23 protein-coding genes are annotated in these 25,287 nt (G+C 33.5%); 6 read left to right on the forward strand and 17 right to left on the reverse strand.

The genetic code is table 11. The features are described from left to right. Nucleotides 1–260 precede the first annotated feature (260 nt). On the forward strand, nt 261–557 hold the full coding sequence (locus FHR29_RS15885; RefSeq protein WP_221197861.1) for a hypothetical protein: 297 nt from the start codon (nt 261–263) through the stop codon (nt 555–557). Between the two features lie 197 nt (nt 558–754). On the opposite strand, the gene FHR29_RS15890 is transcribed toward FHR29_RS15885, so the two are convergent. Next, complete coding sequence (locus FHR29_RS15890; protein ID WP_183915716.1) at nt 755–1,234, reverse strand: hypothetical protein; 480 nt, start codon at nt 1,232–1,234, stop codon at nt 755–757. Nucleotides 1,235–1,253: 19 nt separating this feature from the next. Further along, nucleotides 1,254–2,762, reverse strand: coding sequence for a CARDB domain-containing protein (locus tag FHR29_RS15895; protein ID WP_183915718.1), 1,509 nt, complete (start codon nt 2,760–2,762; stop codon nt 1,254–1,256). Nucleotides 2,763–3,826: 1,064 nt separating this feature from the next. On the opposite strand from FHR29_RS15895, the gene FHR29_RS15900 reads away from it, so the two are divergent. Further along, nucleotides 3,827–4,972, forward strand: coding sequence for a hypothetical protein (locus FHR29_RS15900; RefSeq protein ID WP_183915720.1), 1,146 nt, complete (start codon nt 3,827–3,829; stop codon nt 4,970–4,972). A gap of 340 nt (nt 4,973–5,312) precedes the next feature. Here the strand turns inward: FHR29_RS15900 and FHR29_RS15905 are convergent, their stop codons facing one another. The 3 genes from FHR29_RS15905 to FHR29_RS15915 form a co-directional block, all read right to left on the reverse strand. After that, complete coding sequence (locus FHR29_RS15905; RefSeq protein WP_183915722.1) at nt 5,313–7,142, reverse strand: hypothetical protein; 1,830 nt, start codon at nt 7,140–7,142, stop codon at nt 5,313–5,315. Nucleotides 7,143–7,248: 106 nt separating this feature from the next. Beyond that, complete coding sequence (locus FHR29_RS15910) at nt 7,249–8,619, reverse strand: hypothetical protein (RefSeq protein ID WP_021188152.1); 1,371 nt, start codon at nt 8,617–8,619, stop codon at nt 7,249–7,251. A gap of 67 nt (nt 8,620–8,686) precedes the next feature. Further along, nucleotides 8,687–11,557, reverse strand: coding sequence for a TonB-dependent receptor (locus FHR29_RS15915; RefSeq protein ID WP_183915724.1), 2,871 nt, complete (start codon nt 11,555–11,557; stop codon nt 8,687–8,689). Between the two features lie 276 nt (nt 11,558–11,833). Between FHR29_RS15915 and FHR29_RS15920 the strand changes: the two genes are divergently transcribed. The 3 genes from FHR29_RS15920 (at nt 11,834) to FHR29_RS15930 (ending at nt 14,499) form a co-directional block, all read left to right on the forward strand. Further along, on the forward strand, nt 11,834–12,502 hold the full coding sequence (locus FHR29_RS15920; protein WP_183915726.1) for an ABC transporter ATP-binding protein: 669 nt from the start codon (nt 11,834–11,836) through the stop codon (nt 12,500–12,502). Between the two features lies 1 nt (nt 12,503). Further along, nucleotides 12,504–13,847 (forward strand): ABC transporter permease, encoded by a 1,344-nt coding sequence (locus FHR29_RS15925; RefSeq protein ID WP_183915728.1) that lies wholly within the window; start codon nt 12,504–12,506, stop codon nt 13,845–13,847. 175 nt (nt 13,848–14,022) lie between these two features. After that, nucleotides 14,023–14,499, forward strand: coding sequence for a hypothetical protein (locus FHR29_RS15930; protein ID WP_132844481.1), 477 nt, complete (start codon nt 14,023–14,025; stop codon nt 14,497–14,499). Nucleotides 14,500–14,520: 21 nt separating this feature from the next. On the opposite strand, the gene FHR29_RS15935 is transcribed toward FHR29_RS15930, so the two are convergent. From FHR29_RS15935 to FHR29_RS15975, 9 genes are all read right to left on the reverse strand, one after another. Beyond that, the gene (locus tag FHR29_RS15935) at nt 14,521–15,240 is read right to left on the reverse strand and encodes a 16S rRNA (uracil(1498)-N(3))-methyltransferase (protein WP_183915730.1); all 720 of its coding nucleotides are present in this window, start codon (nt 15,238–15,240) and stop codon (nt 14,521–14,523) included. Nucleotides 15,241–15,245: 5 nt separating this feature from the next. Then, a complete protein-coding gene (locus FHR29_RS15940) occupies nt 15,246–16,559 on the reverse strand; it encodes a hemolysin family protein (RefSeq protein WP_183915732.1) in 1,314 nt (437 codons plus the stop codon). A gap of 8 nt (nt 16,560–16,567) precedes the next feature. Continuing rightward, nucleotides 16,568–17,110 (reverse strand): inorganic diphosphatase, encoded by a 543-nt coding sequence (locus tag FHR29_RS15945; RefSeq protein ID WP_021188159.1) that lies wholly within the window; start codon nt 17,108–17,110, stop codon nt 16,568–16,570. Nucleotides 17,111–17,115: 5 nt separating this feature from the next. Then, nucleotides 17,116–17,766, reverse strand: coding sequence for a DedA family protein (locus FHR29_RS15950; protein WP_132772219.1), 651 nt, complete (start codon nt 17,764–17,766; stop codon nt 17,116–17,118). A 176-nt stretch (nt 17,767–17,942) separates the two neighbouring features. Continuing rightward, nucleotides 17,943–18,356, reverse strand: a complete 414-nt coding sequence (locus tag FHR29_RS15955) for an HIT family protein (protein ID WP_132844486.1) — start codon at nt 18,354–18,356, stop codon at nt 17,943–17,945. A 117-nt stretch (nt 18,357–18,473) separates the two neighbouring features. Then, entirely contained in the window at nt 18,474–18,947 is a 474-nt protein-coding gene (greA, locus tag FHR29_RS15960) for a transcription elongation factor GreA (RefSeq protein ID WP_132772217.1), read from the reverse strand. Nucleotides 18,948–19,089: 142 nt separating this feature from the next. Continuing rightward, nucleotides 19,090–19,788 carry a response regulator transcription factor gene (locus tag FHR29_RS15965; RefSeq protein ID WP_132772215.1) on the reverse strand — a complete coding sequence of 233 codons (699 nt, stop codon included), beginning with the start codon at nt 19,786–19,788 and terminating at the stop codon, nt 19,090–19,092. A 13-nt stretch (nt 19,789–19,801) separates the two neighbouring features. Continuing rightward, nucleotides 19,802–21,460, reverse strand: coding sequence for a sensor histidine kinase KdpD (locus FHR29_RS15970; RefSeq protein ID WP_132772214.1), 1,659 nt, complete (start codon nt 21,458–21,460; stop codon nt 19,802–19,804). A 7-nt stretch (nt 21,461–21,467) separates the two neighbouring features. Then, entirely contained in the window at nt 21,468–23,357 is a 1,890-nt protein-coding gene (locus tag FHR29_RS15975; RefSeq protein WP_183915734.1) for a S9 family peptidase, read from the reverse strand. Nucleotides 23,358–23,517: 160 nt separating this feature from the next. On the opposite strand from FHR29_RS15975, the gene FHR29_RS15980 reads away from it, so the two are divergent. Next, nucleotides 23,518–23,802, forward strand: coding sequence for a DUF4286 family protein (locus FHR29_RS15980; RefSeq protein WP_132772211.1), 285 nt, complete (start codon nt 23,518–23,520; stop codon nt 23,800–23,802). Between the two features lie 14 nt (nt 23,803–23,816). On the opposite strand, the gene FHR29_RS15985 is transcribed toward FHR29_RS15980, so the two are convergent. From FHR29_RS15985 to FHR29_RS15995, 3 genes are read right to left on the reverse strand one after another with little or no spacing between them, the layout of a single operon-like run. After that, complete coding sequence (locus FHR29_RS15985; protein WP_031287100.1) at nt 23,817–24,227, reverse strand: DUF983 domain-containing protein; 411 nt, start codon at nt 24,225–24,227, stop codon at nt 23,817–23,819. A gap of 12 nt (nt 24,228–24,239) precedes the next feature. Further along, nucleotides 24,240–24,509: a hypothetical protein gene (locus tag FHR29_RS15990; RefSeq protein WP_021188167.1), complete on the reverse strand. Its 270-nt coding sequence runs from the start codon at nt 24,507–24,509 to the stop codon at nt 24,240–24,242. Nucleotides 24,510–24,552: 43 nt separating this feature from the next. Next, entirely contained in the window at nt 24,553–25,248 is a 696-nt protein-coding gene (locus FHR29_RS15995; RefSeq protein WP_132772208.1) for an RluA family pseudouridine synthase, read from the reverse strand. Nucleotides 25,249–25,287: the final 39 nt, after the last annotated feature.

Genomic DNA, 25,287 nt, shown 5'->3' on the forward strand with positions numbered 1-25,287 from the left:
CCAAATTCTAAAATTTTATATCTAGAAAACGGTATAAAGTCACTAAGCTTCCTGATTTTAGACCCGATAGCTATGTACATAAAGATATTTGTTTTAAGTATAATGGTAAAGCATATCATTTCAAATTAAAGGTCAACACAGAAGTGAATGATATCTTTGCAAATTACCCAATTGTAGACTTTGAGACATGTTTCAATATTCCATTGAGTAAAGAAACTTATGAGTCTATAATGCCTTATTTAAAACAGTATACATCGAAAATGCCAACAAAAAAGGGAATTGACTATTTAACGCAGTTCACTAGGTATGCTTTTCTTTATGAAGATGACCGCGAAATTTACGGGGCCGAAAAACGCTTTGCGCCCGAACAGACATTAATTAATGATATGAGCGATTGTGACGACCGAGCTGCCCTTTTCTTCTATTTAGTCAAAGAAATCTATGACTTACCCATGATAGCACTTCGGTATTCAACTCATGTTACTCTTGCCGCTCAATTTGATAAACCTATTGGACAAAGCAATAATTTTCAAGTCATTACAACTGATAAAATATAGGATAGGGTGAATGTTGGAAGACATTCTCAACAGGATGGTGACCACTTAGAAGATTTAAAGTAATACAGATTAATTGACAATCGAAATCGTGGTACCAAGACAGCTTTCTATAAATGCAACAAACAAAATTCCCACGGTTCGCAGGAATTTTGTTAATTGTAACATACTATAAGGATTTAAACTACTGAAGCAAAAGTCTAATCCCGTGCAATAATTTGTGTATAATCGAACAAGTTAACACCGCGTTTTCTAATCTCTTCTAATTTATCGTGTGGTACCAATATAGATTTAATATTTATACTTTGTTTATCAGAGTTAGAGGCTCCAAGGGTTGACATTTGGGATGAAAGCTCTATTACATAATCAGTTTTATTCGAATCAATTGCTACTGTATAATAATAACTTTCATTATTATTTAATCCGGTTGCATCATTAATTGATAGCCAGTCTTGATTGGTTTTCTTGAATAAGAAAATCGAATAATCTTGAATTTTTCTATTTTCGGGTATAGCGACAAATAGCTTTGCTTTATTTTTTATAAAGTCAATATTCAAATGATCATTTTCTATAACCATTCCAGTATTTTCTGTATTTACTTTGTCTATGATCAATTCATTAGACGAACATCCAGCAACTACACTAGTTGCAAGAGCAAAAATAACGATAAAATTTTTCATCTTTTAAACTAAAATATAATTAATTAGGCTTTTCCAGATATCTAAGAGGAAGTATTAGGGTATTATTTGTTTCATTAATTTCAGAAATTATATTTTGATCATCTGCTTTTAAAAGTATATAATAATCTCCAAAAGCTAATTTGTTAAGTGATGTTCCATAAATAGTTCCGCCCACTCCGCTTACCCCTTGAGATGAAATTGGATTAACAGGAAATACTATTTGAGAAAGCTTCATATCATCTGTACTTATGTTAGTATCTTTAGATATATATACTCCAACATTAAATCCCTTGCTATCTGATGCACCCGAATTATTAATATAAGTATTAAAGGTTAGTCCTGCTCCAACTTTGTACACAATTAATTTCTTTGACCCTAAACTTGTTAGAAATGAAGAACAATCTGTACATCCACTAAATACAGTCGTACTATTAATATCAAAGCTCAAATCTGGAAGTCCCAAAGGGCAACCGTTATTTGATTTTGGGCCAGCCTGAGCTCTACAATTATCACATAAATCCAAGACACCATCTTTATCCTCATCTTTTGCAAATTGAGCAATCGTCTCTATTTGATCTGGATAGAGATTAAGATCCGGAGTGGCTATGCTAGTATCATATACATTCCTTACTACATAGTAAATTCCATCCACCTTTAAAATTACGCCAATTTTATAAGTACCCCCAAGATAAATATTTGCATTATAAGTACTCGAATTATCAGTTTCAGGTAGATTTAATATATTACAAAGTTGGTTCTCAATATTCGCTATTGACGTGCCAACTTTATACAATTTGTGATATTTCGGTACTGCACAGCCCTCATTTTCTGTAGTACCTACTTGAGATTTACATAAATCACAATAATCTATAACACCATCGTTATCCGCATCTTTATAATATTCTGTTAAAACCGTAATATTATTTGAATTGAACGTCTCATCTTCATCAGAGTGTCTATAATCAAAAGAGGAGTAGACATAATAATAATCTTCTCCAATTTTAAGAATTGATTTTTCCGGGTATTTGTGAACAACCATGATATTAGCCTTTCTCTTACCGGAAACATATCCATTTTTTATTACGGTACATAAATTATTTTGAACCTCGGTTAGACTATTTCCAATATAATATAAAACATGATACTTTTCAGACAACACTTCGCAATGGTCTATCAAACCATCGTTGTCCGTGTCTTTAGAATATTCGGTTAAAACCGTAATATTATTTGAATTGAACATCTGATCTTCATCAGAGTTCCTATAATCATAAGAAGCTGAAACATAGTAATATTCGTTGCCAATTTTAAGAACTGACTTTCCCGGATACTTGTTAACGGTCATGATATTGGCCTTTATCCTATTAGAACCAGTTTCTGCATTTTTTACTGCGGTACATAAATTATTTTGAACCTCGATTAGACTATTTCCAATATAATATAAAACATGATACTTTTCAGACAACACCTGACTCTTAACAGAAAGGATAAATAACGAAAAGAGGAAGCATAGTAAAATTTTTACTTTCATAAACTAAAATAAATGGTTAAAAAAAATTAAAGAGAGATTATTAATAATTTCTCTTTAAGAGGTTAAAAAGATGCAAATACAACTATTGAAATTATTGAAACAATAAAGAATTTATTTTTTATGATGACTTATTTTTTATAAAATTAATTTTTTAAAAACAAATAATTATTAAGTTAGTATTATTTAAATATTAAAACTTATATGACAGACTCAAACTTTGATCTATACCTCTTTTATAAGAATTGGATACAATATTCCCCCATGTTATCTACCTTTCTTTTTAAACGCAAATCTGGATTTGATAGATTATGAGCCTTCAAGCTGATACCAAATTTTTTCATGAATATTAGCCCTTGAAATAAAACCTAAAGTTGAGACAGTTTTTTATAATATCAGCAGAGGAAGTCACGTTCCAACCTTTCCTATTTAACAAGTAACTAAGATCAGTATTTAACAATAATTCGGAAGCCACCTCTAACTTGCTCGATCCTCTTGTTTTTGTAAAGAGTGTTTCTATGCTTCATAATCTTTACGAGGAATACAAGTAAGAAAAATTGGCACCAACCGACAATATTTTACTTCAATAATACGGTATAGTTTTTAAAAAAAATTCTTTATTTCAATCTCCGCCCAATCAACCCTTTCTTTTACCAATAAGAATCTCAATTTTGAACACGGCCTGTTGTTATTTCGAAAAGTTTTGAAGTTAAGTTAGAACTTTTGAATAATTGATCTCAATCATTTACCTAATCACTATTCAATGTACGATCAGTGATTGGACCATGGTTAAAAACTATTGCATTGAATTTTCTATCCACAAATTGTCCTTTACAACCAAACTCAATTTTACGATCCAATCCTTCTTCATACAAGAATTTATAGTTCGAAAACTGCATCACACTACCTTATTGTGGATCTCTCACGTCATTTAGCTGTAAGTAATGAATTTAGGTCTTTCTTTTGATGTTATTTTTATGTAACTTCATTATTAATAAATTGTTAAGGAATTGAAATTTCTATCTTCATATTTGGTCGCAAGCGTTCTTTCACTGCTATTTATCTTTATGCAGAAGCGAGAAAGCTATGCGCAAGAATACAAAGTTGATTTCTATAATACCCAATTTTTGTTTTCTGCAGATTCATCATTTATAATAGATTTTCCGACTGAGGTAAACGAAAATCATATTCTTGATTTTTATAAAAAGATAGAATCGTCGACCGACTCTATGGTCGTAAATTCATTACTTGCTTACAAGCAGAAACACCATCTAAATGATTGGATCTACTATCAGCTCGTACGTCAGACAGCGCAAGCAATAAGCCCCAAACAGGAAAATTATAGTCGGTACACTTTATATAAATGGTACTTGATGTGTAAATCTGGTTATGATGCGCGTCTTGCCGTGGGAAATAATCAAATTATATTTTATATAAAGAATAACGAAGATATTGCTGATATTCCATTTTTTTCTGTTGATGGCAATCAATATACTTGTCTGAATTATCATGATTATGGAAAGTTATTTCAACGTAATGGCATTTACAAACCAGTCTCTTTGAAAATTACTGAAGCGGTGAATGACTTCAGTTATAAGGTAACTCAGATGCCTGATTTTAATCCCCAAAATTACGTGGATAAAAAAATCAATTTCAAATATAATGAGCGATTATACCATTTTAAGGTAAAAATCAATAATGATGTCAATAAAATCTTTGCGAATTATCCTGGGGTAAATTTTGAAACTTATTTTAATATTCCACTTAGTCATGAAACTTATCGGACACTCATTCCGGTATTGAAGGAGAATATTAAAAAAATGGATACGACAAAAGGTGTTGATTATCTTATGCGCTTTACACGTTATGCATTCCTCTATGAAAATGATGATGTTAATTTTGGTAAAGAGAAAAGGCTCTCCCCAGAGGAAACATTAACAAGCTCTTATAGTGATTGTGATGATCGGGCTGCTTTATTTTTTTATTTGGTCAAAGAGATTTACAATCTGCCAATGATTACATTGTTATTCCCAACTCACATCACGATGGCGGTTCAATTTGATAAACCTATTGGCGATGCTATTTTGTACAATGGTAAATATTATTCGCTGTGCGAGCCGACACCACAAGAACAGAATTTAGATATTGGACAAATGGCAGATAAATTAAAGAACGAGTCTTATCAGGTGGTTTATCATTATGAACCTAAATAAGTTAATGAAATATTATAAAGAAAATTCAATAAAAGTTCAGTTATTTACCATTCGAATAGTGAACTGAAATAATTACGTGATTTTTCTATCTTATTTTTGTCAGTGTTGATGTTTACAAAATCAACTCAGCTAGAAACTAGTATTATTTCTAATGTGAGTTCGATAGTTTCGATTGAACATAAATATTTTGTTCCAAATAATACTTAATTTAAAAATAACACCCAATTTAAAATGAATGAGTCCGGCGGAATACCGAACTCATTATCTTCAAAACATTGAATATCTTCACACACTTTTTAGAACCAGTCTAGTAGGAAGGATTTCTATCATTAAATAATGACTAATTATACCCTATGACTGGACAACCTTTGATATTCGTTTTTTGTTTACTGCTTCTATTTAAATCTACTACTTTGAAGATCACTCGCTCTCTTGATTCGTTGTCAGGATAGTTCGGATCTGTAATCGTAAATTTTATATATATCCCCAATGCAGGTTTATTTCTTTGAGCAAAGACATCTCCAAATATATTCTCTGCATAAACAGAATTAGGATAATACCATTTTTTCACGTAAAAGAATTCTTGTCCTAATTGCGTGAATGGGTAATAATTTCGCCAACCAGAATTCCTACTATCTGGAAATGTAAATTCATTCATGATGTCATAATTTCTTGGCTCAATTGGAGTAGCTCCTTTTGGAAAATAAACAAATGAAGTTGGTAATCCATCACCGGAATACATACGATTTACTAAAGTTAAATTTATACTATCTAGTCTAACATATGGTTCGAGTCCTCGATACTCACTTGTAAAATCTCGATAGATATTCTGCAAAGCATTACGCTTAATTGCATATGATGCTTGTTTCAAAACATCCAACGGCATTGGCTTACCACAAAAGTATTCGTTCTCTTCAAAATAAATTCCTGTTCCATATGTATCTGAAATTGGAGGTAAAGCCCTTAAAATTCCAATTGGATATTCGTAAAGAGGAACATAATAACCAGAAGATGTCGGATCAGATTTTTCTAAACTAAATTGTAAATTATACAAATTGTTAGAAAGAATAGCTGATCCTGTTGTCTTCACAATACCATTATATTGCAATGAAGATTGTGTATTTGTACCAGATTTTGTTCCTCCAACAAAAGATTTTACAAAACCAAATAATCCTTTTACAACACTTACGGCCGTTGCAACAGTAGCCACAGGGATTACAGCTCGAAGCCTAGAAGTTTCTGAACTATTTCCTGCTTTTACTGATAAATCCGCTTTTGATTGGACTTTTGAGCTAGATGATTCCTGTAGCTTATTTATCGACTCCAATAAAGCCGACCCAGATGTAGTATATTCCACACCACCATTAACAAATTTAGAAAAATCAGAAGATTTACCAGCCCCTCCAACTACAGATTTAGCAGTAATGTTCGAGAAGTCTGATCCTAAATTCATTTCCGTTTCATTAGCTCCAAATATGCTTAGATTTAATTTGACACTTTCGACTGGAGTTTGAGCTAATTCAGCAGGTTTCGCAAGTAAAAAGTCAAAATTCATCCAAATATCGCTCGAATTCTTTTTCGTAACACAAACAAGGGAATTATCCTTATCTTCTTTATCTAAAACAAATTGTTCCGGCGGAGCTAAAAATGATAGGGTACCATTGTGTTTATCAGGATTGGTATAACTTAACTTTCCTATATAATAAGTTTTAGATCCCTCACTGAGATCTTGTGTTCTATAATTATATACAAAAAATCTCAAAATACCAGAGTATCTATTATATAACGCAAAAAATGGTGTTTGCGCTGGTCGATCCGGCGTACCAAAATCTTTTAGATATAATACCCAACCCAACTCAGAACGATAATCCTTATCCGAATTATTTAATGGATTACCAAAAGTAAACCATGGTAAAGGTCGCTCAATAGACGGGCTGGGCACCCCATTCACCTTTGGTTTAAAATACAATTTTACATTTGTTAAAGTAGGATCATCCCATTTCCAATTTTTATTAGCATTTTGCTCGTTTACATCCGTAATTGCAGAGGCTTTTGTCTTTCTTACTTCAATTGGTTCTTTTGAGTTTTCAACTTTGTCATTCTTGCTGCACGACAAAAGCAAAAGCATTAAAGGAGTTAACCTAAAAAAATAACTGATTCTTCTTAACATTCTTCTAATAATCTATATTATTTATATATAAAACGAAATACTATCAAAATAAACAAGAAAAATCCTGAATTTTTCAGGATTTTTCTTGTTTCATATTATATTTATTTTAGTATTTATTATTTTTAGGATCCCAACTAGCCCAGCCTTTAGTCCAGTCTGTTGTGCCCATTGCACCAATAAAAGTTTCTTTTGTTAAACTTGCTAAATCACCTTCATATTTCGCTTTTCCTAGTGCAGGAGAATCAGATTTTAACAACAAGTTTGGAGCTGAAAGACTGGTACCTGTTAAACCTGCTGTTGCAACAGATGTAACTGCGAAGTCTCCAAATCCATTTAAATAACCTGTTAAATCAGCAACTGAGGCAAATGAAGTAACATCTTTTAATCCGTAGTTAGCAACATTACCAAACACCATATTATTTGATAAGATAGAACGACCTGCTTTCAATTCAGCAGCAGGAAAATCTGAATTAAATTCAACTGCACTTGTTTTAGCTCCTACAATAATTGAATTTGCTAATACCATACGGCTATTTAATCCGAAGTGAATACCTGCACCATGAGTAGCTGAAGACTCAGTCCCAGGACCAACAAAAGTAAAGTTTGACAATATCGGTCTCGTATATTGATTATTTGATACTGTACCCTTATTCTCTAATTCAATTCCTCTTGAAGTACCGGCGGCATCTGCAATAATAGGATCTTTTATAGAAATACCATATTGGATCTTACCATTGTAACCTTGGTCAAAATCGAAATCATCATCTACGCCACGGTAAGCAATTAAATGAGTAGCATTGACCGTACCCCCGAAAAACTCAAATGAATCATCACCTCCATATGAAACCTGAATGTGATTGATTTTGGTTCCAGAACCAACGGCACAAAGAGTTAAACCATTGATTTCCTTATCTTTTTCAATAGCAATACCTGCAAATTCAATACGAGCATATGTCAATTCACCTGAATTGTCATCTAACACAGGAGTTGCACCGCCACCGTAGTTTGCAATAGTAGCACCTAGAGTCCCACCTTCATATTGAGCTGTTCCGGTAGAAGTATTCACAAGAGATTTCCCACAAATAATAATACCTGACCAATCTCCTTTATCTCTGTTACCATCTGTTTGATCTGATGTGAAAACAATTGGTTTTTCAGCTGTACCATTTGCTTGGATTTTACCGCCTCTTTCTATGATCAAAGCTCCTTTAGTTGCTTTTTCACCTTTAATGACCGTGCCAGCTGGAATTTCTAATGTACCACCATCTACTACTTGTACATATGCTCTTAATAAGTATGTCGTATCGGCACTTAACACTCTACGTTTTGAAATCTTTCCTTCAATAACCGCTTCTTTCTTTGTTCCTGGAGTTGGAGGAGTTACTGGATTATTATCAGATTTACTACAACTTGCAAAAGTTACTGAAGTTGCTACTGCTGCTAATGCAAACCACTTTGTTGATCGATTCAATTTCATAATCTAATTTTTTTGTAAAACTATTCGTTTGTTGTAACCTTAATGTTAAGAAATAATGATTTAATCTTTAAAATTTATAACTAAATGATAGTGAGAAATTTCTACCGTATTTCACTGAGTTAATTAGTTGATCACTATCAATATTATATTTACCACTCTTATCAATATCTTGATAAAAAACTACTTTGCTATTTAATATATTACCTGCATTAAATTTTAGTTCGGCTTTATTTGCAATGATTTTCTTTGCTAATTGAAAATCCAGCATACTTCTAGGCGCTTCATAAATTGTAGCATATTCGTCTTTAAACTCGCCATTCACGTAGTTACCAAATCCAACGATATCAATTCTACGTCCAATTCTATTAAAAAAGATACTTGATTCCCATCCACCTTTACTCGAGTACTGAAGACCAGTATTTAATAAATAAGGGGACTGACCATATAACGATCGTTTATTTTCTAACAGCGATTCTGTGCCTTCAAAATTGACTTCAGATTTAATTAAAGAAGCATTTGCACTGAATGTCAAACTCTTTAAGATTTCCGAATCTTGGTTGAAAATTCCTAAATCATGTCTAATCTCAACTTCTCCCCCCATAATATATGCTTTAGGCGCATTAGTAAAAGACATCGATTTACTTGCGGATGTAGATCCTGCTATAATGTTAGATTCGATGGGATCGGTTAAATTTTTGTAAAATGCCGAAACCGAAAACAATTTCCCTAGACTTGGATAAAATTCATAGCGAAGATCTAAATTAGATATTCTGGTTCTTTTCAAATTAGGATTACCAATTTTCACATTACCTGTTACGAAATCATAAAAGCTGAATGCTGCCAGTTCACGAAATTGCGCTCTTGCTACTGTATTTGAAAAACTGAATCTTAAATTAGTTTTGGGATTCAATTCATAAGTCAAATTTAATGATGGTAAGAGATCAGTATACGAATTGTTTACATTATTATCTACACCAGAAATGGATCCAGTCTTGAGTTTTTCAATATAATTTTCGACTCTTAACCCAACAGTTGCTTTTAACTTTTCAGAAACATTCCCTGATAGCATACCATATCCACCATTGAGATCCCCAATACCTTCGAAGCTATTCGTTGGATTGGTGATATCATCTATAAAAAACTTATCCTTAGCGATATTTTCTTCTGCAAACAACTGATCTTGAGGTAACTGCAACAACCTATTAAATTCTGTATAATCTTCGCTTTTATTAACAAAACCTAAAACACGTGCATTCATCTCTCTATTTTTGTACTGCTTGAACACGCCAATTTTTACAGTTTTTGCCGAACCTAGTAAATTAACTCCTTGAGACCAATTAAGAGCTCCGCTGTAAATATTTTCATTCAAATTGCTGTAAAACTTTCCAGCTTGCTCGGAGGTAGCAGATCCACTTGGAATAGCTGCCTGAAAAGCAACAGAGGGATCATCCTTATATGCTATATTTTTAGTATAAGCCAACTGTCTTAAATCAGGAGTATCATCATTCATATTACTATACGATAAATTCCACGACAATTTTGTTTGCTTATCAGCATTCATCAAGTACTCTCCGTCAAGGACAGAGTTTAACATACGTTTTTGGTGTACTTCCAATAAGGTACTTTTACGCAATGACTCATTGTCTAGAATACCCGTTCTATTGATAAAATTCTGTTCAAGACTTTGATTGTAGATATTTTTTAGCGAGATCTTAAAATTATCTTTTAGATACGATACATTAGCCAAGGCCCCTATTGAAGAGTTGAAGCGATAGTATGTATCTTCATACTTGAAGTAATAACTATTTAAACCTTGATCTGTACCATTAAAATCATTTCGGACTTCGTTAGATATACTCTCAGAATTGCGGTAAGTCACAGAAGCTATAACTCCCAATTTACCTTCATTATTTAATCGATAGGAGTTACCATATATAAACTGTAAATTTTGATAAGGAAGTGATTTTCCTAATTTTTCATAACCAAAAGTATTTTTAAATGCTTTGGTATGTTCAGCTTTCTGTTCAAAATTTAAATCGGTATAGCTTGCTCTATCTTTTGGAAAGGTCGATGGTAAATTATTATCTGGATTTTTGATTCCAAAATAATTACCTACTGTTCTTTTACTACCATAGAAATCCTTAAAAGTGGTTTGAGTATTACCACCTAGTCCAACACTAATCTCCATTGTCTTCCTATCTGGAAAATCTTTCGTTTTAACATTTACGGCCCCTCCTGTTAAATCACCTGGTAAATCTGCAGTAGCTGTTTTACTGATAACAATGTTGTCTATTAATGAGGAAGGAATAATATCGAATGAAAAGGCTTTTCGATCAGGTTCAGTGCTTGGTAATGGGCTATTATTAAGTAAAGCAGCATTATAGCGATCGCTTAAGCCTCTAATAACAATAAATTTATTATCTTGAACACTTGCACCACTTACGCGCTTTAAAACTTCACCGGTATTCTTATCTGGAGTTCTCTTAATTATTTCAGCAGAAATACCATCTGATATTGAAATACTATTCTTTTGCTGTGCATACAAAGCTCCGATAGATTCTTTTTTATAAGTACCTCTAATCACAACCTGTTCTAAAACATTACCTTCTGAGTTGTCCAAGATAATATCAAGACTTGTAATCTCGTTATTTTTTATTTCAACGTCTGAGATCTGCTTCGTTCCATACCCAACATAACTAAATTCCAATATATACTTTCCAACAGAAAGACCTGGAATATTATAATTACCAGTTACATCGGTACTCCCGGCTCTTGAAGTATTCAAAATTTTCACTGTAACTCCAGCAATAGTCTCACCGGTTTTGCTGTTACTCACTTTTCCAACTACTTTTCCACTACCTTGTGCAAAAACAGCTGTCGCTATTACCAATAAGATTAGAGTAGCAACAAATTTCTTAAGTGTTAATTGTGGTTTCAATTTATTTGTTTTTTTGTTTCTGCAAATCTATTACCGCGATATTACGTGCACATTACCTTAACATTACTATTACATTAGTGCTGTGTTAAAGAATTGTTAACGTCATCGTTTACACGTACTATACGCATTTTTACATGTTAACAATTGATTAACAGCTAAAATGTTAAGTGCAGTGCGCCTTAATAATTAATAAACATATGATGTAATAATGTCATAACAATTCGATATATATTCAGGAATTAGGCTAAATTTAGCATCTGAAAGAATGATCATACTATGCAGACAAATAATCCAATCATAGCAACACAGGAACTTTCCTTCCAATACAAAGGAGGTATACCAATCAAATTTCCCGCTATTCAAATTCAAAAAGGTCAACATACACTGCTTCTTGGAAATTCAGGAACTGGTAAAACAACATTGCTTCACCTTTTGGGGGGACTTTCAAAACCGACAGCAGGAAAAGTCTGGATTAATGAAAAAGATATCTATGTCATGAGCACATCTGAAATGGATAAATTTAGATCGCAACATATCGGCTTTATTTTTCAAGAAGCCCATTTATTGAAAAACTTAACTATTCTTGAAAACATTCAGCTTGCGCAGTCTTTAGCAAAGAAAACAGTCAATAAAAATGAAGTTTTAAGCGTGCTAGACAAACTACAATTGTCTGATAAAGCCCATGCATATCCACAGGAATTAAGTCGAGGCCAATTACAACGTGCCGCTATTGCACGTGCTGTTATTAATAAGCCTTTGCTTTTAATTGCTGACGAACCTACTGCATCATTGGATGATCAAAATACAACTAGGGTATTATCGTTATTAATGGAAATTGCCGATCAACAGGGCGCTACCCTCCTGATCGCTACGCATGATAAAAGAATTAAAAATAACTTTTCGAATACTTACGATTTAAATACACTCAATCCTAATAGCAAATAGCATGAATACTATTCAATTAGTTTGGAAAAATATTAGTAAACAAATAGGCTCAACAGCACTCAGCATATTACTGACTGCTTTTGGTGTTGCCATACTATGTGTACTTTCTATAACCAGCGATAGCTTTGAAAAGCAACTTGAAAATAATAGTAAGAATATTGATTTAGTAATCGGAGCTAAAGGAAGTCCCTTACAATTGATTCTATCCAGTGTTTATCACATCGACAATCCTACTGGTAATATCCCTTTGGCTGAAGCTGAAAAATTGCAACATAACCCTTTAATAAAATTGGCTGTTCCTGTATCATTGGGAGATAACTATAGGGGGCATCGTATAGTAGGCACGGATTCTAGCTTTCTTACTTTGTATGAAACCAAAGTACAACAAGGAAAGCTATTTGATAAAGACTATGAAGTTGTTGTCGGAACTGATGTTGCCCGTAAGCAAAATCTTAAGATTGGAGATCAGATTCATAGTTCACATGGATTAAGTAAAGGCGGTCATAGTCATGATGATCAACCATTTACTGTTGTAGGCATATTGGCATACAACAATAATATTACGGACAATCTCATACTGACTAGTCTAAGTAGTGTCTGGGATGTACATGGAATTGAACACCACGATCATGACCATGAATTAACTCCTGCTGAAGTACAGGCTAAAGAGGATCTTGAAGAGACGAAAAGCGCACATCTCCATCACCATGGTGAAGCAGAAGAGGAGGAACATCGTGATGAGGATCAACATGAACCCAATATGATGGTAAAATCAATTGGTGCAGATATGATTCATTCTTCTGGTCTTGAAATTACGGCATTGTTAGTGCAGTACCGGTCACCAGCTGCAATTGCGGTATTACCTAAGTACATCGCACAAAATACGCAAATGCAGGCTGCCTCACCAGCTATAGAGAGCACACGTTTATTTTCTCTTTTAGGGGTGGGAATTGACTCATTAAAGATATTAGCTTATATCATCATGGCAATTGCTGGATTGAGTGTCTTTATCAGCTTATACAATGCCTTAAAACAACGAAAATATGATTTAGCGATCATGCGTACATTAGGTGCTTCCAAGCTCAAACTTTTCTCTCTGGTAATCTGTGAGGGAATGGTCATTACTGTAATTGGTGGTTTCTTAGGATTGATTTTCGCCCATATAGCGCTTTATTATATCAATACACAAACAAGCCAAAGTGCTGACTTTATAGATGCATTTAAGCTCGATCCCATAGAACTGATTTTTGTTTTATTAGCCTGTGTAATTGGTATTATTTCAGCACTAATTCCTGCGATCAAGGCATATAAAACAACAATTTCCCATATTTTATCAAACAATTAATGTAAAATGATATTATCATAAGCTTTTGTATTTTTACAAACTGATCTAACAATTGCTCGGATTATTTCGAAATACTTCAGCGCATAAAAATGGAATTATAAAACGGGAATTTTCAAGGTGAGAAATTGTAGAGCCCGTCAAAAGCAAATTTTAAATGTACAAACAAACAATTATAATGAAAAAAATACTCGCTTTCTTTAGTTTACTGATTACCTTTTGTATTACAGCAAATGCACAGATCGGTCGTGATCCCAATACACCCGATCATACGCCAATGATGAATAAAACCTGGGAAGCTGTTGATAAAATGGCTTATAAAGTTTCTTATAGCGGCAGTAAAAAGATCTATACTCCTTTCTATCCTGCAGAGTTAAAAGCTTTAGAAAATAAGATTGTTGAAATGCCCGGTTATATGGTGCCTTTGACCAGTGGCAGAACACATAAAAACTTTATGATATCGGTACTTCCTGTAGCGCAATGTATGTTTTGCGGTTCTAATGGAATCCCGCCGATGGTAGAGGTATTTCTAAAAGGTGACGCCATAAAATTTACAGAAGAGCCGATCAAGTTAAAAGGCAAAATGGTCTTTAACAAGGATCCTTTAAAAGGTAATTCGGAAATTACGATAGTTGATGCCGTAATTATAAAATAAAAGAAGCCGCTATTGCGGCTTTTATTTTGATCTGTTTACGAGAGAAACCTCAACACAAGATGTTATTCCTGCTGTTTCGGTTCGTAAACGTGCTTCTCCTAACGAAATCGGTTGATAGCCCAGGTTTAATGCTTGTTCTATCTCCAGTGTCGAAAAATCTCCTTCAGGACCGATCAATAAGATATAATGCTGTTCTGATTGTAAAACTTCGTTTAGATACTGTTTCTCACTATCTATACAATGTGCGATAACTTTTGTTGCTGTATTCAATTCCTGTTGCTTACAGAATTGAGAAAAAGTAATCGCAGGATTCAATTTTGGAATATAGGCCTTCAACGATTGCTTCATTGCTGCTACAATCACTTTATTAAGACGATCTAATTTCACCTCTTTTCTCTCAGAATGCTCACAGATTAAAGGTGTAATTTCATGAATACCAATCTCTGTCGCTTTTTCTAAAAACCATTCGAAACGATCGATATTTTTAGTTGGAGCAATTGCAATATGTAAGTGATATGATGATTGCTGATAGTTTTCTTTGACATTTAAAATAGTCAAAACTGTTCTTTTCGGATGTGGGTCCAAAATTTTAGCTTCATACAATCCGCCTCTTCCATCAATCAAGTGAACTTTATCACCTACTTGAAGTCGAAGCACACGAATGGCATGCTTACTCTCTTCTTCACTTAGAATAAAGTTTTTAAAATCAGGTTTAATCTCTTCTGTAAAAAATAGTTGCATAATCGCTAATTATCTTGATCATCATCCATCGACTCAACAAGTTCCAATTTTACAAATTCTATATTCTGTTGCGTTTTACGAATAATCGTAAAGGTATAACCAAATACTTCTTTATACTCTCCTACTTCAGGAATTTTATCAAACAAATCGCTTACTAGACCTGAAACAGTATCATAATCTTGACTTGCTGGTAATTCTAATGGTAAAAATTCATTCACATCATGAATGCTCGCACCAGCGTCCACCATATATTCTGTTTCAGAAATACGTTCAACAACTGGAGTTTCTTCATCATATTCATCTTGAATTTCACCGACAAGTTCTTCGACAATATCTTCTAAAGTAACCATACCGGCTGTACCTCCAAATTCATCCAATACAATAGCCAACTGAATTCTTTTCAATTGAAATTCGGCCATTAAATCATTGATCTTTTTGGTTTCCGGAATAAAGTAGGGCTTACGCATGATATCCTTTAATACCACTTCTTTACCTTTCATAACGATCGGTAAGATATCTTTTGTGTGTACGATACCGACAATCTGATCGATACTATCGGCATAAATAGGAATACGTGAATATCCCTCTTCTGTTACCGTATTGATAAAATCAATGGCTGCACAATCCTCTTCAACCGCTACGATTTTTGTTCTCGGAACCATGATGTTTTTCACAATCCGTTCATTAAAGTCGAAAACGTTTTTAATCAATTCATGTTCAGATGATTCTAATGCTCCGCTTTCTTTACCTTTATCCAATAAATATTGAAGTTCTTCTGAAGAGTGTGAAGATTCACTAGGATGTGGTTGAATACCTATTAATCTCAATAAAAAATTAGCAAAGCCATTGAATACATATATTAATGGCATCAATAACCAATAAAATATACGCAATGGTACGGCTACTTTCATTGTTGTCGCGACAGGTTTTTGAATAGCAATAGATTTAGGAGCAAGCTCACCTAGTACAACATGCAAGAACGTAATAGTTCCAAATGCAAGTGCAAAACCGGTCCATTTAGCCCAGCTTTGTGAAGTATCTACCTGAAAAAAAGAAAACAGATTAGATACGATTTCGGTCATGACTGCTTCACCTTTCCAGCCTAAGCCTAGTGATGCTAAAGTAATACCTAGCTGTGTTGCAGCTAGGTATTTATCCAAATGCTCCGTAATATTTTTTGCGATTTTAGCAACATTGCTACCTGATTTTGCTTGGAGCTCAATTTGTGAAGCTCTTACTTTGACTATAGCAAATTCTGCCGCAACAAAAAAACCATTTGCAACTACTAAAAATATTGTCCAAAAAATATCGAGGGCCATTATGGGGTTTATTTATTACCAAATTCTTTATTGTACAATTCTATACTATCCAATAGAATTTGTTGTGCAACTTCACGGCCTTGAACGCCTTCAACTACAACATTTTTCTTTTCTAATGCTTTGTAACTTTCAAAAAACTGAACAATTTCTTTCATACTATGTGGAGATAGTTGTTCAATATCTGTAATGTAATTGTACACAGGATCATTCTTAGCAACAGCAATGATTTTATCATCTTGCTCACCACCATCAACCATGTTCATCACACCAATGATTTGTGCTTCAACCAATGTCAAAGGAAGAATATCAACAGAACAGATTACCAAAATATCCAATGGATCTTTATCATCACAATATGTTTGTGGAATAAAACCATAGTTAGCAGGATACACTACAGAAGAACTCAAAACGCGATCTAATAATAAAAGACCAGTCTCTTTGTCTAATTCGTATTTTCCTTTTGAACCATTTGAAATTTCAATAATAGCATTTACTGAATTTGGCACATTTGTACCAGGAGATACTTTATGCCAAGGATTTTGTGTACTCATTTGATTTACTGTATATTTTGTTTGTTTTTATTTTCATTCATTTTACGTTTGATCAAAGCAATGACGATCGGTAAGAAGGCAATCGCAATCAATCCAACAATAATATATTCGACATAATTAATAATCCAAGGAAATTCAATACCTAAGAAATACCCTGATAAAGTTAATAATAGTACCCAAAGCAGTGCTCCTGATATATTAAAGATTACAAACTTTTTAAAATCGAGTTTAACAACGCCTGCAAAAATTGGTGCAAATGTACGCACTATAGGTACAAAGCGACCGATGATCAAAGCTGTACCACCATATTTATGGTAGAATTCTTCAGCCATAATAACGTATTTACGCTTAAAGATAAGGCTATCCTTACGTTTGAAAAGCATAGGACCGGCTCGATAACCAAACCAATATCCTGCAAAGTTTCCGAGTACGCCAGCTGCAATTAAACCAGCACAAAGCGTCACGATATCCACTTCAATTTTATTTAATGCACAAAATAGTCCAGCTAAAAATAACAAATAATCTCCCGGTAAAAAGAAACCAAAAAACAAACCCGTTTCAGCAAATACAATGAGTAAAACTAAATAAAAACCGCCAGAGCTTAATAATTCCTCTGGGTTCAGTAATTGTTGAAAAGACAACAAAAGATCTTGCATAATTTCTTTTTTACGTTTTCACTTACTTTGTGAAAAATGTCATTATAATATAATCCCTATCTATGACATTTCATATAGACATATAATTTCTATATAAGACTGCAAAGATATGATATATTATAGTCTTTTTTTATATTTATATTTAAAATACTACTTTTAGATGAGGTTGATTTCGATTAATTATCAGTTGTAACATTGATAATTGACTCTTTAATTGTTTCCGCAATTTGGGTAAATTCTTCATGAGTAAGCGACAATCTAGGTCGAGAAAAATTTAAATCTGAAACATTATTTAACGGGACTAAATGGATATGAGCATGGGCTACTTCTAATCCGATAACAGCAACACCGACTTTCTTACAAGGGAAAACGCGTTTGATACCTTGAGCTACAATCTTTGAGAAAACCCAAAGTGCCATATATTCGTCGTCATTGATATCGAAAATATAATCGGTCTCACGCTTTGGAATGACCAAAACATGCCCCTCGGCTAATGGACTAACATCTAAAAATGCTAGAAAATCATTACTCTCAGCTACCTTATAAGCAGCAATCTCTCCTGACACTATTTTTGAAAAAATCGTAGACATATTTCAATTGTTTATAACCCAAATATAAAAAAAGGCTGCATGTAATGCAACCTTAAATGATGATATAACGTTTTATTAATATGCGGTTATGGCAAAACCGCACATAACCGATATAATTTATCTTGTAATTTCTATAATTTCGAATTCAATCTGACCTGCAGGAACATCGATTACAGCTACATCACCTTTAGATTTACCTAGTAAACCTTTGGCAATAGGAGACTTAACAGAAATCTTACCTTGTTTCATATCAGCTTCTGTTTCGGACACCAATTGATACGTCATTTCAGCGCCATTTTTCTTATTCTTGATCTTTACGATAGATAAGGCCAATACTTTTGATGTATCTAATTTGGATTCGTCAATCAAACGAGCTCCAGCTAGCGTATTTTCCAAGTTTGCAATCTTTGCTTCATGCATACCTTGCGCCTCTTTTGCAGCATCATATTCTGCATTCTCAGACAAATCACCTTTATCTCTTGCTTCAGCTATTGCATTCGAGATACTAGTTCTTCCTTCAGTTTTAAGATAGTGCAACTCTTCCTTGAGCTTTTGTAATCCCTCTGCGGTGTAATAAGTTACTTCTGCCATAATTATTGTTATTTGTTTTATCTTAATTATTCAAAAATGAAACAAGACCATGTTATCCTTGTCGGATAACATGGTCTCGCTGTCTATAATACGAAGGTAAGAATTGTTTTTAACAAAACAAATTCAAACCCATTAATTCATTTTAATTCTCTTCTTCATCAACAAATCTATACCCTAAACCCCTAACAGTCTGCAAGTAATAGGGTTTATCAGGATTCTTTTCGATCTTCTTCCTTAATCTAACCACATGCATATCTAAGGTGCGTGTATTGACATTTGAACTGTACCCCCAAACGACTTCCATCAGCTCTTCGCGTGTTATTTCTTTGCCGACATTTTGTAGAAAATGCAGTAAAATACGATTCTCTAAAATGGTAAGTTCTATTTTCTTACCGTCTCTCACAAGTGAGTGAATGTTCGGCTGATGTTCAGTTTTACCAAAATGATAGATCTCAGGCGTATTTTTAGGTAAAAAGAAACGAACCTTATTCTCAATCATGGCGATTAATACGTCCATATTGAATGGCTTACTAATGTAATCCGTCACACCAAAGCTATAAGCTTCGATCTTATCAATATCTTGTGATTTAGCAGTCATCATGATAACAATATTTTCAAATCCTGCTTTACGTATATTTTCACAAATCTCGTTACCTTCCTTACCTGGCAACATCCAATCTAGCAATACAACATCTGGTTTTTTCTCTAAAATCAACTTTTCAGCCTCATTTCCATCCCCCGTTTGAACAACATTGTATCCTTCCGTTTCTAATCTGTGACGAACTAAAAAGCGTAGATTTTCATCATCTTCAATAACAGCTACAGTTATTTCTTTGCTCATAATTAATTATATTTTAAACTGAAAAAATGAGAGTAAAGGTAGTTCCTTTACCGATTTCACTTTTAACAGAAATTTCTCCCCCCATAAATTCTGTTATCTCTTTACAAAAGGCTAAACCCAAACCAATACTTCCTTGTTGATTGTATTGACTTTTGATCCGATAGAACTTCTTAAATATATTTGAAAACTCATTTTTATTTATACCTATTCCTTCGTCTCTAAAGATAATAACAAAATTCTTTTTATTTTGTTGTATTTTAATATCTAATACTTTCCTCTTTTGATCCGAATATTTATAGGCATTATCAATTAAATTTTGAAACACACTTGTTAATAATACAGGATCTGCAAGTAGACTGGATTTGACGTTAATTTCTTTTGTTATTTTAAAATCTGCATGTTTTAATTGTGTGGATGCCACAATATTATCGACAAATGTATTTAAATCAATTTCTTCTCTTTTAAGCTTGATTGTTTTATTTTCAATTTGACTAAATGACAATAATTTGTTCATCAAATTGTTCAGCCGATCTGATTCTTGATCCAATATGTTTCCATACATTATACGCTCTTCATCAGATAAATATTGTGCACTTTTAATATTGTTACCTGCTATTTTTATTACACTAACAGGGGTTTTAAACTCATGTGTCAAATTATTAATAAAATCATATTGCAATTTAAACAGTCTACCATTAATTTCTAAATTACGGTAAATCAAATATAAAATAACCAATAAAATCAAATAAACTAATGAGATACCCAGCACAACGGGCAAAAAACTACGATTCACTTCTTTTGAGATAAATGATTCGCTGGAATGGAATAACAATTTATAATCTGCCAGAGCTCCAGGTAAAAGCATTTCGGTCACATATTCTTTGACATCGGAGGTTACAGGAGCACGTACTATAGGAACGACTTCAATTCTTTCATACAGATTGGGATATATATTTTTAACATCCAATAAGGTCGGATCGACGCTAAAGACAAACATATCCTGTTCATAATTCACAATATGATCTAATTTTGTATCCATGATATCTTTATATACCAATAGATCATTGATGCGCGGAATATTGAGATAAGTAATACGACCTGGTTGCGTAGAATAGAAAACACGAAGAATGTCACGATCTGTTAATTTTGAGCTGGACTGCAATTTATCAATATAACTTGCCACCTTGATCCCCATACTGTTCAATTCCTCGTTAAAAGGCCCCATTTCTTCACGTTTGGTGATGTACCTTTTATCTAAACCGCGGTTATTAATTGTAAATATGGATAATGTTTTAGGTCTGATATTTAATCCATTGATCGAAAAGCCGGCAAGTATTCTATTATCATTACTAAAAAGCATATCGTAAAAAGCGATCTCCTTAACGAATGGATAAGAGCTTAAGACGCTGTAAGCATATTTTCCTGCTTCCAAAGAATCCAAGTATCCCTGATAAAAAGAAACTTCGGGAACACGATTTTGAAAAAAATCATTGAAGGGTACCAATGTCAAATCAAAGACCTCCGATTTGCGATTCGTAAATTCGTTATTAACGAGATTTACAGTATAGTTTCTAGCTGCAAATATGACAACAAAATACAATAACGTAACGAAAGCAAAGAAGACAAAAAGCAAACCAAAATTCTTACGATAATTATAACCTGTTCCTCTCATCGCCCCACTATTTACCGATATATTTATCTAAAAATTTCTCCAGTTCCTGATAATATTGAATGACATTTTCATCCTTTTTAAAAGTTCTACCCTCTTCTTCTTTCAATATATATTGTACAGGAATATTATTATTTTTAAGTTTCTGCACAAATTGATTGGCATCTGTTACCGAACTTAATCGATCCTTTCCCCCTTGTGCTATTAAAACTGGAATTTTGACACGATTAGAATGAAATACGGGAGAAATCTGCTTAAACATGCTCGATTCGCGAATTGGATTTCCAATAATCTGATAGTATTTTTGCAAATAGGGTTTTACATACGGTGGTATGTCTCTAAAATATGTGAACAAGTTTGTGTACCCCGAATATGATACTGCACAGGCATACATATCAGAATTAAAACAAGCCGCATGCAAAGCTGAGTACCCCCCAAAGCCTTTTCCAACAATTGCTATTCTATCTTTATCCGCAATACCTTCTCTGATTAACCATTTTACGCCGTCAGTAATATCATCTTGAATCTTACCTCCCCACTCTTTAAAACCTGCCGACCAAAATTCTTTACCAAAGCCTACTGAACCACGATAGTTCATCTGAAATACAACATACCCTCGATTGGCTAAGAACTGTGCTTCGTGATCAAAACCCCAAACCTCTCGCTGATTAGGTCCATCATGTGGCATTACAACAACAGGAAGGTTCTTCCTATCTTCATGCAAAGGGTAGGTAATAAAACCTGTAATGATCTTGCCATCGCGGGCTTGATATTTCACAGATTCTGTTTGAGATAACTCACGATCTTTTAAATTAGGATTGTTATCAGTAAGTTTATGTAATTCGTTATCCTGGCAATCAAAATAATAAATTGCACCAGGATTGGTGTCTGTATATGTTCTTATGATGATTTTATTGAAGGAAGAGTCCGAGTCAATGATATCAAATTCAGATCCCTTTGCTTTTTCAGATATTTTTTTAAATATTCCTGCAATCTTATCGTTGAAAAAAAATCTTTTCTTTTTTGAAAGAGTATAAGAGGCATAGAGCATTTCATTGGTATAAGAAGAATATCCACCCCAATCGAGATCTACTTCCTTATTATTAAAAACTTCATACACTTCCTTCTTCTGCTCTAAATCATACTCAACTAACGACAGCTTATCTCTGCCGATATTTGAAAGTGCGTAAATATTTGTTGTCGAGTTTTTAACGAAACCCATCGGTATAATGGTAGAACTGAAATCATTTTTTAAAACCTGATGAAAAGGTTGTTCGTTATCTGCCCTATACATCATTGATTCTTCCACACTATCATTAGCCATGACAAGTCTTACTTGACCATCCTGAGAAAGATACCAAGAATTGATGTTTCCTGAGTTTTGAAGAATCATCTCGGATCTGCGTCCATCAATAAATAATTTATGAAGATCGAACGTTGAAGAATCTCGATCATTGATAGCTACTATAATTCCATTATCATATAATCTTGCCGGCTGTACCCAACGAAATTTTGCTTTCATGGGTTTAATCAATGGTTGAAGGGCGTCTGTAAAAATATTTACAGCATATAGTCTTAGGCTGTCATTAGATGTCTGCTCTATTGAAAATATAATCTCTTCATTGTCTCCCCAAACAAAACTATTAACGTTCATATCATTTTGATACGTCAATTGCTTGGAACTGTCCTGATTATTTAAGTTTAATAAAAAAATATTCTTGCAATGATTATCTAACCCGATATAAGCGATATAATTACCATCAGGGGAAATTTTAAATGATGTCTTTTCAGGAGTTGAAAAAAAACTTTCAATAGGTATACGCTCCGTTTTATTATTCGAACAGCTAATGCCTAGAAACAGCAAGGTAATTAATATAGAAAATGTAATATATGCGCGCATAAACAAACTCATTCGTCAACCTACTCAAAGATTAAAATTAATTAGCAATAACAAATCATGTGCAACTTTATTTTTACAAGAACAGCTAACATTTATTGTACCACGATAATATACAGATATATATTTCAATAAGGCAATTAAAGTTCATATTTTTGCACTTATGTATTTATATAACATATCCATCATATCAGAAGAATCTGTACATCAGGAAATAGTTTCCTGGATAAAAGAAAATCTTCTAAACAGCACTAATTTCAATCCTCGTTTTTTGGAAATGCTTAATTCTCCTCATGAAGGAGTAACATACTGCATTCAGATACAGGTTTCCAGTGAAGAGGACATTGCACAATTTCAGCAAGATCATCTTAGCCATTTACAGCATGAAATTTCATCCAACTTTAAGGATAAAGCGTTCATTTTTGACAGTACAATGAAATACTTGTAAAAATAAGAGCGATACTAAATATCGCTCTTATTTTTATTTTCTTCTAGTAGCTCCCACTTGGGATCATAAACAATTTTTGGAGTCATGTAATGCAATAAGACCAATCTTGAATAACGAAAGTTAAATGGAGAAAAGATAATAATTGTTGCAAAAAGGACTACCATATACGTCCACGGGGACTCACTTCCTGTTAATACTGCTGTTGCCAAAGCAAATGTTACCACTTCAGCCACCGACATCGCGTAACTGACATACATGGCCGCATAAAAATAACCTGGCTCGATTTCGAAAGTCAAATTACAAACGGGACATACATCATTTGTTTTTTGTTTACGTAAACCATAGGCAGGTCCGACAAACATATTTCCGACATGACATCTTGGACATTTTGAATGCACAAGCGCATGAATTTTAGATGTTGGCATATCTTATTAATTTTAAAGAATTTTTTCCTGAGATTTATTCGACTTTACAGTACGATATTTTTTATACCATAGAAAGCCCAAACCTGCGGCTGCCAAATAAGGAATGACAAGCAAAAATAAGATTCCATCATTTAAGCCTTTACCTTGTGTATTGCCGTTCTGAGTAGAATTTTCAGCATTTAAGGAACACATAGCACACTGGGCATATACTGAACTGATTGGTGTTACCGTAATCGTGCAAAACAGAACAATTGTAACTAGCAAATACTTAAGCGTTTTCATAATACAAAGATACTTAAAAAATTAAGATTATTTTACAGCTACTCTAGTCATTAAACTTAGAAAACTTCTCCCAGAAACCGTCATGCTGTAATGGAGCCTTTAGTGTAATCGTCTCTTTTTTGATTGGGTGAACAAAAGTAAGTGATCTAGAATGAAGGCATATACTACCCTTTGAACTGCCCCGAGGGTATCCGTATTTATTGTCACCGACTATAGGACATCCCATCGTGGATAATTGCACCCGAATCTGATGAGTACGTCCTGTTAATGGCTCAACTTTTAATAAATGAAAACCATTCAGTTCACCGATCAAAGTATAATCCAATTCGGCATAGCTGCTTTCTTTCACTTCTTTATTAAAAGCTTTTGTTACCATTTTTTCACGATTTCGCACAAGCCAATTGATCAATTTACCGGCAGGTTCTTGTGGACGTTGTCTCACAACAGCAAGGTAAGTTTTTTTTACCTGTCTATCTTTAAACAGTTTATTCATACGTTCTAATGCTTTGCTTGTTTTTGCAAAAACGATTAAACCGCTAACAGGTCTGTCCAGACGATGAATAACTCCTAAAAAGGCTTCATTAGGTTTATTGTATTTATATTTTAAATACTCTTTAACCATATCTTCTAAAGACTTATCACCGGTATCGTCTACCTGAACAATATCTCCTGCCCTTTTATTGATTGCGATGAGGTGGTTATCTTCATAGATAACATCTCTATCTGTAATATTATGCATTTAGTTAAAATAAAATCTTACAATAATTATACATATGCA

The organism is Sphingobacterium sp. JUb56, assembly GCF_014191365.1.
In the GTDB taxonomy this organism is placed as follows: Bacteria; Bacteroidota; Bacteroidia; order Sphingobacteriales; family Sphingobacteriaceae; genus Sphingobacterium; species Sphingobacterium anhuiense.

What these genes read in the sequence shown, in the direction of transcription:
- FHR29_RS15885 (WP_221197861.1), top strand. Translation starts at nt 261, where the DNA reads ATGCCAACAAAAAAGGGAATTGACTATTTAACGCAGTTCACTAGGTAT.
- FHR29_RS15890 (WP_183915716.1), bottom strand. Translation starts at nt 1,234, where the DNA reads ATGAAAAATTTTATCGTTATTTTTGCTCTTGCAACTAGTGTAGTTGCT.
- FHR29_RS15895 (WP_183915718.1), bottom strand. Translation starts at nt 2,762, where the DNA reads ATGAAAGTAAAAATTTTACTATGCTTCCTCTTTTCGTTATTTATCCTT.
- FHR29_RS15900 (WP_183915720.1), top strand. Translation starts at nt 3,827, where the DNA reads ATGCAGAAGCGAGAAAGCTATGCGCAAGAATACAAAGTTGATTTCTAT.
- FHR29_RS15905 (WP_183915722.1), bottom strand. Translation starts at nt 7,142, where the DNA reads ATGTTAAGAAGAATCAGTTATTTTTTTAGGTTAACTCCTTTAATGCTT.
- FHR29_RS15910 (WP_021188152.1), bottom strand. Translation starts at nt 8,619, where the DNA reads ATGAAATTGAATCGATCAACAAAGTGGTTTGCATTAGCAGCAGTAGCA.
- FHR29_RS15920 (WP_183915726.1), top strand. Translation starts at nt 11,834, where the DNA reads ATGCAGACAAATAATCCAATCATAGCAACACAGGAACTTTCCTTCCAA.
- FHR29_RS15925 (WP_183915728.1), top strand. Translation starts at nt 12,504, where the DNA reads ATGAATACTATTCAATTAGTTTGGAAAAATATTAGTAAACAAATAGGC.
- FHR29_RS15930 (WP_132844481.1), top strand. Translation starts at nt 14,023, where the DNA reads ATGAAAAAAATACTCGCTTTCTTTAGTTTACTGATTACCTTTTGTATT.
- FHR29_RS15935 (WP_183915730.1), bottom strand. Translation starts at nt 15,240, where the DNA reads ATGCAACTATTTTTTACAGAAGAGATTAAACCTGATTTTAAAAACTTT.
- FHR29_RS15940 (WP_183915732.1), bottom strand. Translation starts at nt 16,559, where the DNA reads ATGGCCCTCGATATTTTTTGGACAATATTTTTAGTAGTTGCAAATGGT.
- FHR29_RS15945 (WP_021188159.1), bottom strand. Translation starts at nt 17,110, where the DNA reads ATGAGTACACAAAATCCTTGGCATAAAGTATCTCCTGGTACAAATGTG.
- FHR29_RS15950 (WP_132772219.1), bottom strand. Translation starts at nt 17,766, where the DNA reads ATGCAAGATCTTTTGTTGTCTTTTCAACAATTACTGAACCCAGAGGAA.
- FHR29_RS15955 (WP_132844486.1), bottom strand. Translation starts at nt 18,356, where the DNA reads ATGTCTACGATTTTTTCAAAAATAGTGTCAGGAGAGATTGCTGCTTAT.
- greA (WP_132772217.1), bottom strand. Translation starts at nt 18,947, where the DNA reads ATGGCAGAAGTAACTTATTACACCGCAGAGGGATTACAAAAGCTCAAG.
- FHR29_RS15965 (WP_132772215.1), bottom strand. Translation starts at nt 19,788, where the DNA reads ATGAGCAAAGAAATAACTGTAGCTGTTATTGAAGATGATGAAAATCTA.
- FHR29_RS15970 (WP_132772214.1), bottom strand. Translation starts at nt 21,460, where the DNA reads ATGAGAGGAACAGGTTATAATTATCGTAAGAATTTTGGTTTGCTTTTT.
- FHR29_RS15975 (WP_183915734.1), bottom strand. Translation starts at nt 23,357, where the DNA reads ATGCGCGCATATATTACATTTTCTATATTAATTACCTTGCTGTTTCTA.
- FHR29_RS15980 (WP_132772211.1), top strand. Translation starts at nt 23,518, where the DNA reads ATGTATTTATATAACATATCCATCATATCAGAAGAATCTGTACATCAG.
- FHR29_RS15985 (WP_031287100.1), bottom strand. Translation starts at nt 24,227, where the DNA reads ATGCCAACATCTAAAATTCATGCGCTTGTGCATTCAAAATGTCCAAGA.
- FHR29_RS15990 (WP_021188167.1), bottom strand. Translation starts at nt 24,509, where the DNA reads ATGAAAACGCTTAAGTATTTGCTAGTTACAATTGTTCTGTTTTGCACG.
- FHR29_RS15995 (WP_132772208.1), bottom strand. Translation starts at nt 25,248, where the DNA reads ATGCATAATATTACAGATAGAGATGTTATCTATGAAGATAACCACCTC.